The organism is Synechocystis sp. IPPAS B-1465 (assembly GCF_003015225.1).
GTDB lineage: Bacteria > Cyanobacteriota > Cyanobacteriia > Cyanobacteriales > Microcystaceae > Synechocystis.
The window spans coordinates 1,697,653-1,715,724 of the sequence record NZ_CP028094.1; the positions used below are offsets into that span (position 1 = coordinate 1,697,653).

The 18,072-nt window shown below is 48.1% G+C and carries 15 protein-coding genes, 1 tRNA gene and 3 pseudogenes; 13 read left to right on the top strand and 6 right to left on the bottom strand.

Features of this window, described 5'->3' with window-relative positions:
* The first annotated feature begins 59 nt into the window (after positions 1-59).
* Complete coding sequence (locus C7I86_RS08040) at positions 60-1,145, top strand: ceramide glucosyltransferase (RefSeq protein WP_234376074.1); 1,086 nt, start codon at positions 60-62, stop codon at positions 1,143-1,145.
* Here the strand turns inward: C7I86_RS08040 and C7I86_RS08045 are convergent.
* Entirely contained in the window at positions 1,135-1,596 is a 462-nt protein-coding gene (locus C7I86_RS08045; protein WP_010872747.1) for a hypothetical protein, read from the bottom strand. The two genes, C7I86_RS08040 and C7I86_RS08045, sit on opposite strands and share 11 nt — an antisense overlap.
* A 461-nt stretch (positions 1,597-2,057) precedes the next feature.
* On the opposite strand from C7I86_RS08045, the gene ndhL reads away from it, so the two are divergent.
* The 3 genes from ndhL to C7I86_RS08060 all read left to right on the top strand — a co-directional run bounded on the left by ndhL (position 2,058) and on the right by C7I86_RS08060 (position 3,283).
* Positions 2,058-2,300, top strand: a complete 243-nt coding sequence (gene ndhL / locus C7I86_RS08050) for an NAD(P)H-quinone oxidoreductase subunit L (protein WP_010872748.1) — start codon at positions 2,058-2,060, stop codon at positions 2,298-2,300.
* A gap of 107 nt (positions 2,301-2,407) precedes the next feature.
* Positions 2,408-2,722 (top strand): DUF3007 family protein, encoded by a 315-nt coding sequence (locus C7I86_RS08055; protein ID WP_020861781.1) that lies wholly within the window; start codon positions 2,408-2,410, stop codon positions 2,720-2,722.
* Between the two features lie 57 nt (positions 2,723-2,779).
* Positions 2,780-3,283: a DUF177 domain-containing protein gene (locus C7I86_RS08060; protein ID WP_010872750.1), complete on the top strand. Its 504-nt coding sequence runs from the start codon at positions 2,780-2,782 to the stop codon at positions 3,281-3,283.
* An 11-nt stretch (positions 3,284-3,294) separates the two neighbouring features.
* Here the strand turns inward: C7I86_RS08060 and C7I86_RS19130 are convergent.
* The 3 genes and pseudogenes from C7I86_RS19130 to C7I86_RS08070 form a co-directional block, all read right to left on the bottom strand.
* A pseudogene (locus C7I86_RS19130) lies at positions 3,295-3,444 on the bottom strand (IS1 family transposase); the annotation flags it as partial.
* 20 nt (positions 3,445-3,464) lie between these two features.
* A pseudogene (locus tag C7I86_RS08065) lies at positions 3,465-4,484 on the bottom strand (transposase).
* A 106-nt stretch (positions 4,485-4,590) separates the two neighbouring features.
* Positions 4,591-5,337, bottom strand: coding sequence for a biotin/lipoate A/B protein ligase family protein (locus tag C7I86_RS08070; protein WP_020861783.1), 747 nt, complete (start codon positions 5,335-5,337; stop codon positions 4,591-4,593).
* Between the two features lie 65 nt (positions 5,338-5,402).
* Between C7I86_RS08070 and C7I86_RS08075 the strand changes: the two genes are divergently transcribed.
* The 6 genes from C7I86_RS08075 (at position 5,403) to C7I86_RS08100 (ending at position 11,833) form a co-directional block, all read left to right on the top strand.
* Positions 5,403-5,473: transfer RNA gene (locus tag C7I86_RS08075), tRNA-Gly, on the top strand.
* Positions 5,474-5,539: 66 nt separating this feature from the next.
* The gene (locus C7I86_RS08080) at positions 5,540-6,964 is read left to right on the top strand and encodes an isochorismate synthase (protein WP_010872754.1); all 1,425 of its coding nucleotides are present in this window, start codon (positions 5,540-5,542) and stop codon (positions 6,962-6,964) included.
* 68 nt (positions 6,965-7,032) lie between these two features.
* Positions 7,033-8,388, top strand: a complete 1,356-nt coding sequence (locus C7I86_RS08085; protein WP_010872755.1) for a hypothetical protein — start codon at positions 7,033-7,035, stop codon at positions 8,386-8,388.
* A 93-nt stretch (positions 8,389-8,481) separates the two neighbouring features.
* Positions 8,482-10,041 carry an apolipoprotein N-acyltransferase gene (gene lnt, locus C7I86_RS08090; protein WP_014407107.1) on the top strand — a complete coding sequence of 520 codons (1,560 nt, stop codon included), beginning with the start codon at positions 8,482-8,484 and terminating at the stop codon, positions 10,039-10,041.
* Positions 10,038-10,319, top strand: a complete 282-nt coding sequence (locus tag C7I86_RS08095) for a glutaredoxin family protein (protein ID WP_010872757.1) — start codon at positions 10,038-10,040, stop codon at positions 10,317-10,319. The genes lnt and C7I86_RS08095 overlap by 4 nt, the downstream gene beginning before the upstream one ends.
* 77 nt (positions 10,320-10,396) lie before the next feature.
* Positions 10,397-11,833 carry a sugar transferase gene (locus C7I86_RS08100; RefSeq protein WP_010872758.1) on the top strand — a complete coding sequence of 479 codons (1,437 nt, stop codon included), beginning with the start codon at positions 10,397-10,399 and terminating at the stop codon, positions 11,831-11,833.
* 145 nt (positions 11,834-11,978) lie between these two features.
* Here C7I86_RS08100 and C7I86_RS08105 read toward each other — a convergent pair.
* Positions 11,979-12,824, bottom strand: a pseudogene (locus C7I86_RS08105) (IS630 transposase-related protein).
* Between the two features lie 420 nt (positions 12,825-13,244).
* Here C7I86_RS08105 and C7I86_RS08110 point away from each other — a divergent pair.
* On the top strand, positions 13,245-13,574 hold the full coding sequence (locus C7I86_RS08110) for a MoaD/ThiS family protein (RefSeq protein ID WP_010872761.1): 330 nt from the start codon (positions 13,245-13,247) through the stop codon (positions 13,572-13,574).
* A gap of 154 nt (positions 13,575-13,728) precedes the next feature.
* Here the strand turns inward: C7I86_RS08110 and rpe are convergent, their stop codons facing one another.
* Positions 13,729-14,421, bottom strand: coding sequence for a ribulose-phosphate 3-epimerase (rpe, locus tag C7I86_RS08115; RefSeq protein ID WP_010872762.1), 693 nt, complete (start codon positions 14,419-14,421; stop codon positions 13,729-13,731).
* A gap of 152 nt (positions 14,422-14,573) precedes the next feature.
* On the opposite strand from rpe, the gene C7I86_RS08120 reads away from it, so the two are divergent.
* Both C7I86_RS08120 and C7I86_RS08125 read left to right on the top strand, forming a co-directional pair.
* Positions 14,574-17,435, top strand: a complete 2,862-nt coding sequence (locus tag C7I86_RS08120; RefSeq protein WP_010872763.1) for a cation-transporting P-type ATPase — start codon at positions 14,574-14,576, stop codon at positions 17,433-17,435.
* Between the two features lie 108 nt (positions 17,436-17,543).
* Entirely contained in the window at positions 17,544-18,065 is a 522-nt protein-coding gene (locus tag C7I86_RS08125; protein WP_010872764.1) for a photosystem I assembly protein Ycf3, read from the top strand.
* Positions 18,066-18,072: the final 7 nt, after the last annotated feature.

The window sequence follows — 18,072 nt, forward strand, 5'->3', positions numbered from 1 at the left end:
TTATGTCCTGGTTATGTTTATTGCCCATATCCGGGGGCATTGTATATAACCTGCTGACCGTGTTTACCACTAGCCTTTTTCTGGCAAGGTCTCTACCCAAGCAAGATTTCCAACCAGGGGTGTCAGTGCTGAAGCCAGTGCGGGGCTTGGAAAAAAACCTAGAAGCCAACTTACGCACCATTGCCCAGCAGAATTATCCCGCCTATGAAGTAATCTACTGTGTGCAAGATCCCCAGGATCCGGCGTTGCCCATAGTCAAAAAGCTTCAAGCGGAGTTTGGCCCAGAAAAAATTATTGTGGCGGTGCATCAAATCGAACAGGGAGCCAACGGTAAGGTTAATAATCTCCTAGGGGGATTAAAACATGCTAAATACGACATTTTGGTGATAAGCGACAGTGACACCAATCTGCGCCCCGATTACTTGGCCACCATGGTCAGTCCCTTGGGCGATCGCCTGGTGGGCTGTGTCACCACCCCTTTCAAGTTGACCCAAGCCCAAACATGGTACGAAGGTTTAGAATTGCTGAGCATCAATGCTGACTTCATGCCCAGTGTTCTGTTTGCGGAGGTAACTGGAGCATCCAAAGCTTGTTTAGGTCCTTCCATTGCCATTCGGCGATCGACTTTAACGGAAATTGGCGGCCTAGAAAGTTTAGCAGACTACTTGGTGGAGGATTTTGAACTGGGGCAGCGGGTTTGGACGGGGGGGTTAAAGATGGTTTTACTGCCCTATGTCATCGACGCAGGGGTGAATTTGGATAATTGGACTAATTGGTGGAGCCATCAACTTTATTGGGATCAAAATACTTACCTGGCTCGCCCCTTGCCTTTTTTAGCCACCATCATTATTCGGGCAGTGCCCTTCGCCTTTTTGTTTACCTTTTGTCATTGGTCTGAGCCTTGGGCCTGGCTAATTCTGTTCATAACCCTAGCTACCCGTTATGGGACAGCGGCCATAGTTGCCCAGGAACTAAAAGATGGGGAAACTATCCGCTATTTACCTTTATTACTATTGCGGGACTGCTTTGGCTTGGTTTTTTGGGCCCTATCTTTTTCCCAACGACAAGTCCTGTGGCGGGGCATAACCTATCGTCTTACCAAGGGGGGCAAAATGATACCGGCTTCCCCTATCCCTAAAAGTTAAAGCGGGATGATTTAAGTCGGTGTTGATTGGCATTAGTCTTTGTATATTGGCTAACGGAGGGATTTCCCTTGGGATCAGTTACCCCGGTGGCGGTTTCCCACAGACTACGGGGAGCAGGGGTAACCATGTAAATACTGTCCTGCTTGCGAACGTAGTACCATCGCTTGCTTTGGCATTCCGGACACCAAAATTCTTCTAGCCATTCCCCGGTAAGGCTGACGGTGGGGCGATCGCCAAGGACAAGACTCGCTTTTTTGTGGGTGTAGCCCCGGCTCCGCAGTTGGGCAATTTGGTCAGCGTAGAGTCCATGTTTTTGGCTGACGCTATCTAGGTAACAACCGTGGATAGGGCAATGGATGGGGCGACGTTTGGGTCTTTTACGATGGCGGGAGCGTTTAGGAGGTTTAGTTGTTAGAGAGGTAACATTAGGAGAAAATTCTGGGGAACCCATAGATGCACGACTGTCTAAAAAAATAGAGGTCTGGTCAGAGCTGCAGTTTACTTTTTCTGTTCAGCCGGACTCTATCATAATCACTGACATTTTGATTGTGTTTATCAGCCCATTGAGCAAAATGCTGGGCAGGAAGGACCCTTGCTCGCTGACCAATTTACTGGGACAAGCCAGTGGCTGGTGTGCCTTGCGCCCTAGCTTCAATTTTTGATACAGTGATCGGACTGATATAGCAAAAAATAGCGAAAACCAAGCTAGACACGTACAAAATATTCTTTTGTGACCGTGGTTTTGCCCTTCGGAACGAGGGTTTTCCGCCCGTCTTCAGAATGTGAGGCCCATTATTCTTCCGAATAACAATCATTTCTGTAGATAATAAATTCCTTCCTTGCTTTAGCAGGCAAGATTGGTTCACAATTTGATTGGGCCATTGCCCCATTACCCTAACCCCCGCCAGGATTATGGAAGATTTATTAGGTTTGCTACTTTCTGAAACCGGTTTATTGGCGATAATTTATCTAGGCCTAAGCCTAGCCTATCTATTGGTTTTTCCAGCCCTTTTGTATTGGTATTTGCAAAAGCGTTGGTACGTGGCTAGTTCCGTCGAAAGACTAGTCATGTATTTTTTGGTCTTTCTCTTCTTCCCTGGGTTACTAGTGCTCAGTCCGGTGCTGAATCTACGACCCCGCCGCCAGGCTGCCTAGATTTTGCTTTTGTTTAGTCTCTAACTGAGTCGGCTGTTACTCCAGACCCAGTTGCCGTGTTTTTTTGTTGCCCATTGTTCCCATTTGTCATCCCAGGAAAAACCACCATGCGACGCATTGATGCTTTGGCCATTGCCCTGGGTTTTTTCCTTTTGGGCGGAGTAGTTTACGCCGGATTGCAGGGTTTTGGCATCGAAGCTCAGCAGGCTGGCATTTGGACCCAAGCGGTGCTAGTGGGGGGCCTAATCATTTGGCTCCTTTCCTATGTCACTAGGGTATTTACCCACGACATGACCTATCACCAACAGATTAAAGAGTATGAAGATAAAATGATCGAACTCCGCTGGGCGAATATGACCCCAGAGGAACGGGAAAAACTCCAGGCCGAAGTGGTGGAAGAAAAGGATACATCCAGTACCTAAAAGACTTTCCTGTCCATTGTTGTCTTGCTGGCTGAATAGTGTTTGTCGATTTTTGCCATGGTTATACAGCCCATTTACTTACCCCATCTCCTCAAACAGCCCCGCTGTACCCAGGTCCTGGCCATTGATCAGGCGATCGCCGACTTGAAGACCCTAACGCCGGTGCGCGGGGAAGTGTCTGTGCGCCATGGGGGAACCTTTTTGGAAGTGAAAGCCGAAGCGGAAACCATTGTTACCCTCCACTGTGACCGTTGTGCCCAAAGCTATAACCAACGGCTAGCATTAGATACCAAGGAAATACTCTGGTTGGATAACCAAGGGGAAAATACGATCCCAGTCTTGGAACGGGAACTAAGTTGGGATGACTTGTCGGAAGTGTTGCCCCCCGATGGTCACTTTGATGTGGAAACCTGGTTATATGAGCAATTTAATTTAGCTCTGCCCCTGAAAAACTTATGTGGTAAAGATTGCCAAGCTCCCCAGGTGCCGGATGATGGCACAGGCAATGGCTTTGATCGTCGTTGGGCCGCCCTGGCAGATTTGAAACAGCAATGGAATTAAAATCAACCAACATTGGGATATTCATCCAGCAGTTGTTGATAGGGCTTCCAGTTATCAGTACAGTGCACCGTCACTTTGCACTTTGTCAGTTGCTCTAGCAAACGACCCTGGGTGCCATCATGATTTCCCAGTTCCCAGTCGATGAATCTCCCAATGAGGCGGTGACAAATCCATTCAGGACTTACGCAAAAGAAAACTTAAGAGCAGGGGAACGAAGCTGTTGACGCAGGAAATCAGACCATGGTTGATGAGATATTTCGTAGACTGTCAATGGGCTATTAACCGCTTGACGACGAAGAAAATTCCAGACCTGTAAGGCACAGTGAATATGATTACGTTGAATGCGTCCCTTGGGACATTGACAGGCTTCTACACCAGTCAACTGCTTTAGTTCGCGATGAAAATGCTCAATCTTCCAGCGCATTCGACACTCCTCTCGTGTCGCCTGAGTCGAATCTTGAGATAAGTCATTAGTCACGACGAATTCCGTCCGGTGTGGTGACACCGTAACTCGGAACAGTTGCACTTTTTTGTGAGCCGGAAAGCCTCAAATTTTAATCACTTTTCCTTGCTGTATTTCGGATGCATCCCATAGCAGTGCATCTACCCGTTGGTATGGAGAAGTGATGCCACTATCGTCCACCAATCGGTTCCGTTTCAGCGGGCAGTAGTAAATCTTGTTTAATGTGTCATCAATAAAAGCCATCAGCTTTTTAGTTGCGTACCAACTATCCATCAGTACAGTGGCGAACATCAGATTCTTGCTATGTGTCACTTGACTGAGCATTTCCTTGACATGCTCTAGCTTACTGTAACTATCCATCCATTTGCCATATAGACGATAGTCGATCGCCCAGTACTGATTCACCTCTGGATTGACATAAACACAACTGACCAGACCAATACCTTTGACTAGTCCTCGGGCATTGCCACTATACTGCCACTGACTGCATTCGATTTTTTTACTATAGCTTTTGTCTAACACCGTATCGTCAAAGACAACATAAGCTTTTGGTGATTCGATTAGCTCTAGACGTACTTGTTCCCATAGCAAACGAGGAGTCAGTTTTACTCCCTGTAGGTAACGTTTAATTCGGTTATGGCTCACGCCATCGAGATGCTTGGCAAGGTTTGTTAGGGTGTAGTTAATTGGGCTGCTCAGTAAATACTGACAGTAATCTAAACGAGTGAAAAAAGTTATCCTACCACCTTAACCTCATCTATCTTGCGTAAGTCCTGTCAATGTTATTCACAACTTTATTCACAACGAGCAGGAAGTCCAGCCAAAATTAGCTTCAGTATTTTTTCTATTTTTCCTTCACCATGGCCCACTCTTGGGGCGTTAGGGGTTCCCACCGTAAGTGGGATTGAAAGTGCTGTTGGGCTGCAGTCGTTAAAACCTTTAAAACCTGGGGCAGACTGGGATCATTGGTCAACTCTGCCATGGTTTTTTGCCAAGGAGCCGGTTGGTTAAAAACAAGCTCAAACAAATGGCGATCGCCATGCCAGATCATTTCCCCGTGTTGCAGAAGGGCGTTGGAAGTTTGCCGTTGGGCACTGCCAATTAATTTGTCCCCGGTGGGGCTGACTAAATCCGCCATCGTAGCGGTGCTGAAGCAACTGGCATTGTGGATATAACCCCTTCCTCCCCGGCCATAGGTTAAGGACAGTCCTAACTGGTCCCAACCTTGGATGAGAAATTGGCAAATGTGCTGATAAATTTCCCGCCGCTTTCCTCCGGTGGCCCCGGTGACCACAGCATAGGTTAGCCCCCCTTGGTGCAACACTGCCCGCCCACCACTGGGCCTCGTTACCAACCCAAGCGATTGCCCCTGCCAAGTTAATTGCCGCCAATGGTCTGGCCAGGATTTTTGCAAATAACCTAGGGAAATGGTGGGCCTAGACCAACCGTAGAATCGCAATACCGATCGCCCGGTGCGGGGAAAATAATCTTCCAATAACCATTGATCCAAGGCCATTTGTAAATTACCGGGAGCTTGGATGTAGGGCAATAAACGCCAGGGGGAAGACTGAGCAGGGGGAAGGGTAGCCAACGGGAAAGTTCTCCTGACAAAAGTCTAGGCAAAATATGTTAGTCTTAAAAACGCTAGGACAACACGCGGGTGTAGTTTAGTGGTAAAACCTTAGCCTTCCAAGCTAATGATAGGGGTTCGATTCCCCTCACCCGCTTTGGGTAATGGGTACAGCGGTCTCCGAAACTCGATAATTTTGATTGATAATTTCTGATCGTCCCTGATGTCCGTTGCGACACCCCTCCTCGACCGTCATCCATGCTCCCTCGATAATTCCTCGGTTCTGCACGGTTATCTGGTGGAACAGCAGAGGGGACTTGCTTCTGGCCAACGGTTCCTGTGGAGCTTTACGGAGAACTTGGGCAAGGTTGATCCCCTGGCGGTATTTGGGGCGCTCAATGTCCAAGATAAGGTGCATTTTTACGGCGAAAATCCCCAGCGAGGGGAAACCATACTGGCTTTTGGTATTTGCCAGTCCCTGAGGATTTCTGGCAAGTATCGCTTCAGTTTAGCCCAACAATTTGCAGAGGAATGTTTCCAGCGCTTAGTGCCCATTGGTAATGTCCAGGGCAGAAGTCAACGCCCCTATATTTTTTGTGGCTTTAGTTTTTTTGACCGCCCCTCCAACCGCAATCCTTTTGCTAATTCTTTTTTGTTTTTACCCCAAATCCAAGTGGTGAAAACGTCCCAGCATTGCTTATTAAGCTGGCAAATTAGTTTAGATGGCAACACCAATGTCACCGATTTGGTGGATTTTATCGGTCGAATGCTCAGCGCTATCCGTCGGGCCCAACCTGCTAGGGATACCCATACTCCCTCCATGGTTGTAAAAGCTCCCCGATTGACGGGAATAGAGGTGGCCAAGCTTTCCAAGGCGATCGCCTCTAGCTTGGAGGAAATTGCCCAGCAAAGATTGAGCAAGGTAGTGCTGGCAACGGCGTTGGATTTGGACTATGGTTCTCGACTCAATGTGGCCCATTGTTTGCAACGACTGCGGCAACAGTATGGAGATTGCTATTTATTCTCCTGGGGCAATGGCCAGGGGGATTGTTTTGTGGGGGCTAGCCCAGAAAGATTACTTAGTTTGCATAATCAACAGCTGGTCACCGATGCCCTAGCAGGTTCGGCTCCTAGGGATGTCGATGTCCAGGGCGATCGCCAATTGGGGCAAGAGTTATTGCACAATCCCAAGGAATTGCGGGAACATCAAGCGGTGTTGGATTACCTCCTCCAGCGTCTCCGGGCATTGGGCCTAAGCCCCCAGGCTTCCTCCTTGAAGTTGCTTAAATTGGCCAATATTCAGCACCTCTGGACCCAAATTCAAGCCCCTCTGCCGCCCCACATCCATCCCCTGGCCCTGGTGCAACAACTCCATCCCACCCCCGCTGTGGCCGGTGTCCCCGTAGCGATCGCCGAAGATTTAATCCGTCGCCATGAAACCTTTGACCGCAATCTCTATGCTGCTCCCCTGGGTTGGTTGGACAGTGAAGGTAATGCTGAGTTTATTGTCGGTATTCGTTCTGCCCTTCTGTCCCGTAATCGAGCCAGACTATACGCCGGGGCGGGCATTGTGGCCGGTTCCGATCCCCTCAAAGAAGTGGCAGAAATTGAGCTCAAACTTCAAACTCTCTGGCGTTCTTTGATTTAACTAATAATCTCGCAACAATGGCGGGGCAAAATAGAATATGGGTAGTCCGCCGTTGCGTTTCAGTCTAAATGGGGGAAACTGTCATGCGTCTCAATGCTAAAGCAAAGTCATTTTTAACCAAGGAAATTAATCGGGAAGCGGAATCCCTCGGCTTTGAGGTGCAAAAGGATATCGTCCTCAAACGCTTAAATCAATTAGCCCAGGAAAAAGGTAAACCCCTGGGTAAAGAAGATTTGGCCGAGCAGGTGACGGATATGTTCCCCACCATGGCCGACCAAACCCTAACTAAGGCGGCGAAGTTAAATACGGCCCAGCAATGGCGGCTCTGGCTAATGACCGGGGGAGTTATGGGGGCTGGTCTAGTGGGTTTTATGGGCTTAATTTGGTTGGTGAATTTGCCCTATCCTATGGTGCGGCGGCCGGTGGCCCGGGTGGCCCCCATGTTGCTACTGCCCAGTTATCTGAACATGGATAGAAATTACCGCGAGGCGATCGCCCACGGAGAACAGGCGGATCAGTTGGTGAATAATGCCACCAGCGCGGCGGACATTGAATTGGGGGCGGAAAAAGTGCGCCTAGCCCAGCAAAATTTAGATCAGTTGCCAGTGTGGTTCCTTGGCTATGAGCCGGTGAAGGTTTGCCAGTTTATGGGAGGTTGTTCCTGGAATTTCACCTTTGATGAATTTCAGCGGGCCCGGGCCCAGGTGGGGCGCATGGAAGCCAGGATTTTTCAGGAAAAAAATGCCCTATCGGCCCTGACCACAGCGGAACAAAACATTCAAACTGCTAGGGCTAGCTATGAACAGGCCACTATCCCAGAACAACGACAAGCGGCGATCAAAAGTTGGCAAGGAGCCATCAATGAATTAACCCTAATTCCAGAGCAAACCTTAGCCGGGAGTCAAACCACCAATCGTTTACGGAACTATGAACAGGAATTTCAACAGGCCGCAGGCTTAGTGGCTGGTACGAATCAAACCCAAACCATGGTGATGGCGGCCCAACAATTTGCCCAACGGGCGGATCAAACCATGGCCCAGGCTCCGTTAACGGCGAATCAATGGCAGGAAGTATTGAATTTGTACCAAGAAGCCATCCAAAGACTACAAACGGTGCAACCCCAGGACGCCCAATATTTGTCAGCCCAAACTTTTTTGGCCGAATATACGGAAACCCTCGGTAAAATTCGCATCAATTTGGCGGCGGAACAGGGAGCAACGGCTCAATTTGACCAAGCCCAAACTCAAATTCAAAACCTACTCACTAATCTGCCTGCCAGTAATGATAGTCAGGGTCGTAACCGCATTAAAGGGGAAATTAGCCAGATTATTAGCCAATTGCAAAAGGTACAGCCTGGCACCACCGTTTATGACCAGGCTCAGACCCTAATTAACCAAGCCCAAAGTCGGGCCCAGCAGCTTTAAGGGATAATTTTTGGGGATGCAAACTGATTGACTAAAGAAAAATTGAGCACCATAGCAAGAAAAGTTTTGCCCTTACTATTGGGGGGCATTGCCATGGGTTTGGCAACGGCTCCTTTAGGTTGGACCTATGTAGCTTGGTTTGGACAAATTCCCCTCTGGATTTGGATTTTTAGAGCTAACACTACTAGGCTTAATTTTACCCAGCTTAAACAATTTTTAATTTCAAGGTCACTAACAGCCATAGCTTGGGGAGGGGGATTTTATGGCGTGGCCTTATTTTGGATCACCGGAGTCCATCCCCTTACCTGGTTAGGAGTGCCTTGGTTAGCTAGTCTGGCGATCGCCGCTTTTTGTTGGTTAGCCATCACAGCTTGGGGTGTTGTCCTAGTATTTGTTTGGTTACTGGCCATGGCGGTTTGGGAAGTTACCACAGCCCGGACAAAAGTCAATTCCACCTTTAAAAAATATTTATTTATACTTTGGGGCACCGCTAGTTGGTGTGGGTTGGAAACTCTTTGGAGTCATTCCATTCTCTGGTGGAGTCCTGTGGCCTATACCCAAAGCCCTAGTCAGTTACATTTTTTGCAGTGGGGAGCCATTGGTGGCCCGGCTTTATTAAGTGCTTTTATTGTGGCTGTTAATGGATTTTTAGCTTTAGGTTTAATTGATTTTTTAGACGGTAAAACTGTTAACAAAAATAAACAAAATTGGCATTATTTTTTAATTGCTATTCTCATTTGGTTATTCTGTCAAGGAGGAGGTTGGTTACTCTATCAAAAACCTTTAGCGGATACACCGGAGGAGAAAATTAATGTGGGTATTATCCAGGGGAATATTCCCAACCAAATTAAATTTAATAGTGAAGGTTGGCAGCGGGCGATCGCCGGTTACACAGAAGGTTACAAAAAACTAACTGAGCAAGGAGCAGAAATAGTACTCACCCCGGAGGGAGCCTTACCCTATCTTTGGGAAACGGTGGTGGCCAAAAGTGGCTTTTACCAAGCTATTTTACAAACCCAAGTGCCGGTGTGGTTGGGGGCCTATGGCACTAAAGGGGATGGTTACACCAATAGTTTATTGACGGTGGATGGCCAGGGAAAATTGCTTGGTCGTTACGATAAGTTTAAACTAGTACCCCTGGGGGAATATATTCCGCTCAGTAACGTTTTTGGTCAGTTGATTCAACGGCTTTCCCCCCTTAAAGAACAGCTACTCCCAGGCGATCGCCCCCAGGTTTTACCAACTCCCTTTGGGCCAGCGGCGGTGGTGATCTGTTACGAATCTGCCTTTCCCGATCTATTGCGTTCCCAACTGTTACAGGGAGGGGAATTTATTCTTTCCAGTGCCAACAACGCCCATTACAGCGACACCATGGCGGCCCAACACCATGCCCTAGACGTGATGCGGGCCATTGAAGGCGATCGTTGGTTGGCCCGGGCCACCAACACTGGACTTTCGGCGATAATTAATCCCCGGGGAAAAACCCTTTGGTTATCGGCCATGAACCAGTATGAAATCCATGCTGCCCCCATTTACCGTCGCCGGGGCCTCATTCTCTACAGCCGTTGGGGGGACTGGGTAGTGTTTTTATTACTGGTTGTCTCGGCGATCGCCTGGCTTTACCAAATTGTTTTCCCACTTAACCAACGGTGAAAAATACTGAAAACATAATGGAATTAATTTTATACAGCAAGCCCGGTTGCCATCTTTGTGAAGGATTGATGGAAAAATTAGCCCAGATTAATAGCCTAACCATTGAGCTAGAAGTCCGTGACATCACCACTGACGAACAATGGTGGGCCGCCTACCAATACGAAATTCCGGTATTAGTGTGGCGATCGCCGACGGGGGAAATTACTTTGCCGAGGCTATCTCCCCGGGCCCCTGTTAGTCAATTGGAAAAGTTACTGCAACAATACGTTAATGGCTGATTTCCCTGGGTAATGGAAAGGGTAGGCTTAGATTGAACGCAACGGCGATCGTTCATTGCGCCCCCCAGGGACAACGGATGAATAAGTGGTTTAGTAAAAAGTTTTTAGCAACGGATATTCGGGCTCCCCATAATTTCACCGGGGTGCATTTGGCTCCCCCCCAATGGTTGAAGCTGTTTTTTTTGCTAGGGGCGGACTTTACTGCCCTACTGGTGGCTTGGATTGTGGCCCACCGTCTCAATGATTTTTATTCCCCGCCCCCCCCGCAATTTGTTTGGTGGAACTGGTGGGGATTGCCCAGTTTATTTTGGTGCTATGCCGCCATCGTTTTGATTGTTTTTACCTACGCCGGTTTATACCGTCCCCAGACCCGCACTCAAAACTTTCTCGGAGTTGTTAAGCTGATCAGCTCCGTTTTTTTGCTGACCCTGGTGGCCAAATATTTTTACGATCCGGCGATCGACCTGCCCCGTTCCCTATTTTTTTCCGCTTGGGGCACCAGTATTATTTTTGTCATCCTAGCCCGTTTTGTAATTAGCCTAGTCCTCAGTCCCCTGGAAAGTCGTCAAGCCATTCCTATTTTTTTAATTGCTAGCTCCTGCCGTATTCAGCACCTTACCGTTACTTTGGAACGGCGTTCCCAATACCGAGTGGTAGGAGTTGCCTTGGCCAGTACAGCCCACAGCCATCACACTCTGCAACAAATTCTGGCATCCGGGGCCCAGGAAGTTCTAGCGGAGGCTTTACCTGAAGCGGATTTAGCCTCTAGTTTGTACTGGCATTTACGAGGGGAAAACATTGCCCTAAGACTACTGCCCTCCAGCCGGGATATGCTCTACCGCCGGGGCATGCCGGAGATTTTTGCTGGTTTACCAACGGTGCGGGTGGAAATTCCTTTATTGGTGGGGTTGGATTACCGCCTCAAAAGAGCTTTGGACTATGGTGGAGCGTTATTTGGTATTGTGGTGCTTTCTCCCCTATTTTTGGCGATCGTTATTGCCATCAAACTATCTTCCCCCGGCCCAGCTTTTTTCCGCCAGGAACGGGTGGGGCTCCAGGGTAAAACCTTTCAAATGTGGAAATTTCGCACCATGGTGGTCAATGCCCCCCTGCTTCAGCAACAATTAGAAGCCGCCAACGAAAACGATGATGGCATCATGTTCAAGCTCAAACGGGACCCCCGCATTATTCCCCTGGGGCATTTTCTCCGCCGCAGTAGTTTGGATGAAATCCCCCAACTATTCAATGTGATGATGGGGCAAATGAGTTTGGTGGGCCCCAGGCCTCTGCCCCTGCGGGATGTGGAAAGGTTTGATGCTTGGCACCATATTCGTCATCAGGTAATGCCTGGGGTAACGGGACTTTGGCAAATTTCCGGGCGATCGGATATCGGTAGCTTTGATGACGTAGCCCGACTAGATTTGTACTATATTGATAACTGGTCATTAAATCTTGATTGGGACATTCTGGTGGAAACTGTCAGAATATTATTGTTTAGGAAGGGAGCTTATTAGAGATTAGAAAATATAGCGATTGTCAGTCCAGGAAAGTAGAGCAAAATCTTTGAGAAATAGGCGTTTCAGCCTTTTAAAAGAGACTCAATCGCTTTTCCATCAATGGGTAGTTTTATTCATGGCTGATTAGTATAACCATGAGACACTAGACTATGCAGTAATCTTGAATGACTTTATCTATGCTAGTACCAGGAGGTGCCTGCATTCTCGCTCTTTTTAATGCACTAAAGTCATGTTCTATATCATTCAAATCTGGGGAATAAGTTGGCAAAAATAACACCATGTGTCCTGCGGATTCCACTATTTCCCTAATCTTATTTTTTCGATGAATGGGGGCGTTATTCATAATCAAGATTGATTTGATTGTTAATGCTGGTATTAAAAATAATTAAAGCCATCCTTCAAAACCCGTTGCATTTAAGCTTCATGTGAATAACATCGTCGCTATTAAGTCTTTTTTTGTTTTTCTTCTTCTTGCTACAAGATTTTCTTTTTCCCCCCTTTTCCCCTGCTTTTTTCCATATACTCTTCCTCCTTTGTTAGACCATCCATAAAGTGAGGATACAAATTCCCCAAAACCAGCTTCGTCTATGAATACTCGACTTTCAATACCGTATATTAAAACCAATTGGCTCAAGATTTTCTGATATTCTGCTCGCTTTTGGACATCTCTCTCTTGATAAAGTAACTGTTTTTTTCTAGTAATCTTCATTTTTTTGAATTGATAACAGAGTGAAGCAGGAGTTATACCAAATTTTTTAGCTCTTTCTTTTAAAAGCATATCAGGATTATTTTTCACATCCTCTTCCAATTCTTTTATGTTTATCTTATGCTGGCGGGTCTCAACTTTCGTTGCCGCAAGCTCTTCTCTGCCCAACCAGCGATAAATTGTTGCTCTGCCCACCCTAAATGTTCTCGAAGCCTTTGTGATTCCATCACCACTCTCGATGAAATCTATAACCTTAAGACGTAAATCAAGATCGTAAGCCATGACTGATTTCGTTATTTATAGATTTTTGAGTTATTCTTGCAACATGTTACCAAAAAAAATTAGCAAAACCTCTCATAACTAGCTAAATTAGCTATACATGTGTAAATTTGAATGCATATTTGTAACTCACGGAGCCAATGTCCATGGGAATTCAAGTTTTGGGAAATTCAAGTTTAATCTCTCAGGGTAAATTCCCCGCCCCTTGAGGCGTAAGTCTTAGAGCGGTAGTGCGTTCCGAAGGAAAAATTCCGTAATGCCCCGTTCGCTTGCGGCGGGGATATGAATTTTAGCGCTCCGCTCCCGATTTTTTACTGAACTACTTGAAGGCGCGTTTGAGCTTATCAATCCAGTTTGCTAATGCGGATTAGTTCACAGTGACTGACTTGACGTTGAAGGGACTTTAGCGTTCTAATCGATCTAGTGGTTTCACCGGCTTTGCCCCGGTTGAGCAATCCTCTTTTTTTTGCAAATATCATGACGGTTAAAGTTCTTATTCCGACTCCGCTACAAAAGTTCACCAGTGGTCAAGCTACCATTGATTGTGAAGCCGCTAACGTAGGGCAGTTGATTGAAGCTCTAGAAGCTAATTGCCCCGGCATCAAGGCCCGGCTGTGCGACGAAGAAGGCAAACCCCGCCGCTTTCTCAATTTTTACGTCAACGAAGAAGACATCCGCTTTTTGGAAGGTACGGATACAGCCCTGAGTGCAGGGGATGAGGTAAGTATTGTGCCCGCCGTAGCTGGGGGCTAACGACCGCCGATCGCCTGAAAATTCAGGAGAGGTGAAAACATAGTCCACCTCACAACTAACTGTCCCAGGGGATTCCTTCCTGGGCTTTTGTTATGGCAGGAAATGGGGGTTTATATTGCCCCCTTGTTTCCCTATTTTGTCCATGGGCGGAATTTTACACCGTTGCCAGTTGGGGTTCTGGACGTTTGCTGTTGCGTACTCCGGCGATCGCCTCAGCGTAATTGGGGGCATTGAACACCGCAGAACCGGCCACAATGGCGTTGGCTCCGGCCTCTAGAACCTGCCAAGTGTTATTGGGTTTAAGACCACCATCCACTTCGATCCAGGGATCCAGACCCCGCTCATCACACATCTGACGGAGAGCACGGATTTTAGGCAACACTTCGGGAATGAAGCTTTGACCACCAAAGCCGGGATTAACGCTCATGATCAAGATTAGATCGCAGACGGGCAACACATATTCAAGAAAATCCAGAGGAGTGGAAGGATTGAGCACCGCCCCGGCCTTTTTACCCAATTCCCGAATTTGACAAAGGGTACGATGGAGATGGGGAGAGGCGTTGTGCTCCACATGGACGGAAATGATGTCAGCACCGGCCTTGGCAAAATCTTCGACGTATTTTTCCGGTTCAACGATCATTAAATGAACGTCCAGGGTTTTTTTTGTCAAGGGACGGATGGCGTCCACAATCAGCGGGCCAATGGTGATATTGGGCACAAAGCGGCCGTCCATCACATCAACGTGGATCCAATCAGCCCCTGCTTCGTCCACGGCTTTAATTTCTTCACCTAAGCGGCTGAAGTCCGCTGACAAAATTGAGGGAGCAACGACGATATTTTTGGACATGGGAAGGGTCTCTAAGTATTTCAACTCATAAACAAGCTTGAAATTCAGTGTAAACAATTACGGTCAATTGTAGTAGGCCCCCAAACCCGGCCTTTAAAATAGGAAATAGCCTATTAGAACCAATGGGAACCTAAATTTAAGCCTACTTTTTAATGTCTGACCCTGATGTGTCCGTCTCCCCAGTTAAGGCCGAGGCTTGGTATAGCTATGGCATCGATAAAACCCTGCATCGGTTGACCACTGCTCCCCACCGGGGGTTGGCAGAAAAAACTGTGATGGAACGAAGACGCACCTATGGACTAAATGAAATTACCACGATCGCCGGTCGTAATAATTGGCAAATTTTGCTGGATCAGTTCACCAATGTCATGCTCTTGATGTTGATCGGGGTGGCAATTATTTCTGGAGCATTAGATCTGATCAGCTTAAGGTTGGGGGAAGAAACCATGGAGGGTTTTCCCTTCAAGGACACGATCGCCATTTTTGCCATTGTTATCCTGAACGGTTTATTAGGCTATTTCCAGGAAAGTCGGGCGGAAAAAGCTTTAGCTGCTTTGAAGAAAATGGCGTCCCCCAAAGTCCAGGTACTGCGGGATGGCGATCGCCAGGAAATTAAGGCGGCCAGCTTGGTGCCGGGGGACATTATTTTGCTGGAGGCGGGCAGTCAACTCTGTGCCGATGGCCAACTGATCGAAGCGGCTAACCTTCTCATTCGAGAATCGGCCCTAACCGGGGAAGCCCAGCCAGTGGAAAAAAATGCCAGTAATACTGGTTTACCTTTAGATACTCCCCTTGGCGATCGCCAAAATATGGTCTTTTCTGGCACCGAAGTCGTCCAAGGCCGGGGCAAAGTGGTGATTACCAACACTGGCATGGCCACCGAATTGGGCAAAATCGCCGAGATGTTACAGAGGGTGGCCCCGGAACCCACCCCTTTGCAAAAAAGGATGGAAAACTTAGCCGGAGTGCTAGTGTCAGGCTCTCTCCTGCTGGTAACCCTGGTTATTATTCTGGGGGTGTGGCAGAGTGGCTGGGGCGAACTGCGGCAGTTGGTGGAAACGTCCCTCAGCATGGCGGTGGCGGTGGTGCCAGAAGGTTTACCGGCGGTGATTACGGTTACCCTGGCCCTGGGCACCCAGAGGATGATTAAACGCCATGCCCTAATTCGCAAATTACCAGCGGTGGAAACCCTCGGTTCCGTTAACGTCATTTGTTCCGATAAAACCGGCACCCTCACCCAAAATAAAATGGTGGTGCGGGAAGTGCTGACCCATGGCGATCGCCTCAGCATTGGCGGAGAAGGCTACCAACCCCAGGGCAACATCATCCACCTCTCGGATGGAGAACAGAGGGCGACCTCCGGACCATGGCCCCCGGCCTTGCAATTACTGTGTCTCAACGCCATCCTCTGTAACGATTCTGAACTGAACTACAATCCAGGGGAAATGGAGTGGCAAGTGATTGGGGACCCCACCGAAGGAGCATTGCTAGTGCTGGCCAAGAAATTTGGCTTTGACCAGGCACAGTTAAGACCTAGTTTTATGCGGCGGGGGGAATTTCCCTTTTCTTCGGAGCGCAAACGCATGGGGGTGATTGTGGAAGTGCCAGCCGAAGGAGAGTCCCCCTTAGCAAATTTATTGGGCATTTTAGAAAATTTGGCCTTAACGCCAGGGCCCTACCTAATTTTTTCCAAAGGATCGCCGGAGTTACTCCTCCCCCACTGCGGACAAATTCATACCGCTGACCATTGTGTACCCCTCAATTTCCAGCATCAAGAACAAATTTTGAGTGATAACAATCTCATGGCCAGTCGGGGATTACGGGTGTTGGGTTTTGCCTGTAAATCCCTGGCCCAGATTCCCAGCACCCCTGACCTCATAGCTGCCGAAGATAATCTGGTGTGGTTGGGTATGGTTGGCATGTTGGATGCGCCCCGGCCAGAGGTACGGTTAGCAGTGGAAAAATCCCTCGCCGCTGGCATCCGCACCGTTATGATTACCGGTGATCATCCCCTAACGGCCCTGGCGATCGCCAAGGATTTGGGCATCAATCAAGCTGGCGATCGTTTTTTGACTGGGCAAACCTTAGAACAACTACAACAAAGCGATCTGGAAGCCCAGGTGGAAGAAGTGAGCGTTTTTGCCAGGGTTTCCCCGGAACATAAACTACGCATTGTCAAAGCCTTCCAAGCTCGGAATCGTTTTGTGGCCATGACCGGAGATGGGGTCAATGATGCCCCAGCCCTCAAGCAAGCAGACATTGGCATTGCCATGGGTATCACTGGCACCGATGTGAGCAAAGAAGCCAGCGACATGGTTTTGTTGGACGACAACTTTGCCACCATTGTGGCCGCCGCCGAGGAAGGGCGGGTGGTGTATAACAACATTCGTAATTTCATCAAATATATTCTGGGTAGTAACGTGGGGGAAGTGATCACCATTGCGTCTGCTCCCCTTTTAGGGCTATCTGCCGTGCCCCTTACTCCCCTGCAAATTCTCTGGATGAATTTGGTCACCGATGGCTTGCCAGCCTTAGCTTTGGCCATGGAGCCGGGGGAACCAAATATTATGAAGCGTCGCCCCTTTAGTCCCCAGGAAAGTATTTTTTCTCGGGGATTGGGGGCCTACATTATCCGCATCGGTCTGGTTTTTGCGGTGGTTACCATCACCCTTATGGTCTGGGCCTATCACAGTGCTGACCTAGCTGGTGCGCCCGACAGTTGGAAAACCATGGTTTTTACCACCCTCTGTATTGCCCAGATGGGCCACGCCATTGCCGTACGCTCCAACCATCGTTTAACCATAGAAATGAACCCTTTGACCAATCCCTACCTGTGGGGGGCCGTAATTGTCACCACTATCCTGCAGTTATGCTTGGTGTATTTTGAACCCCTGAGAAATTTCTTTGGCACCGATTGGCTCAGTCCCCAGCAACTACTGGTTTGTTTTGGCTTTAGCAGTTTAATGTTCGTCTGGGTGGAGTTGGAAAAGTTATTGGCCCGGTTCATCAAATAATTTTGGCCATTATCCAATTTTCCAGGCAAACAGTAGGGTAAAGGAGAGTTTTGCCGACGCTACCAGAAAAGTTAGAATAGTTGGCCAAAATAAGATTATTTCACTACTATGCCCCGCACCCAACGTAACGATAATTTCATTGATAAGTCCTTTACCGTTATGGCGGACATTATCCTAAAAATTCTGCCCACTAACCAAAAAGCGAAGGAAGCCTTTGTTTATTATCGGGATGGTATGTCGGCCCAGGCGGATGGGGAATACGCAGAGGCGCTGGATAACTATGAAGAGGCGTTACGGTTGGAGGAAAATCCCAATGACCGCAGTTATATTCTCTATAACATGGCCCTAATCCACGCTAGTAATGGAGACCATGAAAAGGCGTTGGGGCTTTACCAAGAAGCCATTGAACTGAACCCCAAAATGCCCTCGGCGTTGAATAACATTGCGGTAATTTACCATTTCCAAGGGGAAAAGGCGAAGGAAGCAGGGCAGGAAGACGACGCAGAGAATTTATTTGATAAAGCGGCGGAATATTGGAAACAGGCCATACGCCTAGCCCCTAATAATTACATCGAGGCCCAAAACTGGCTCAAAATCACCGGGCGCTCTGAAATGGATGTGTTTTTCTAACTCTCTT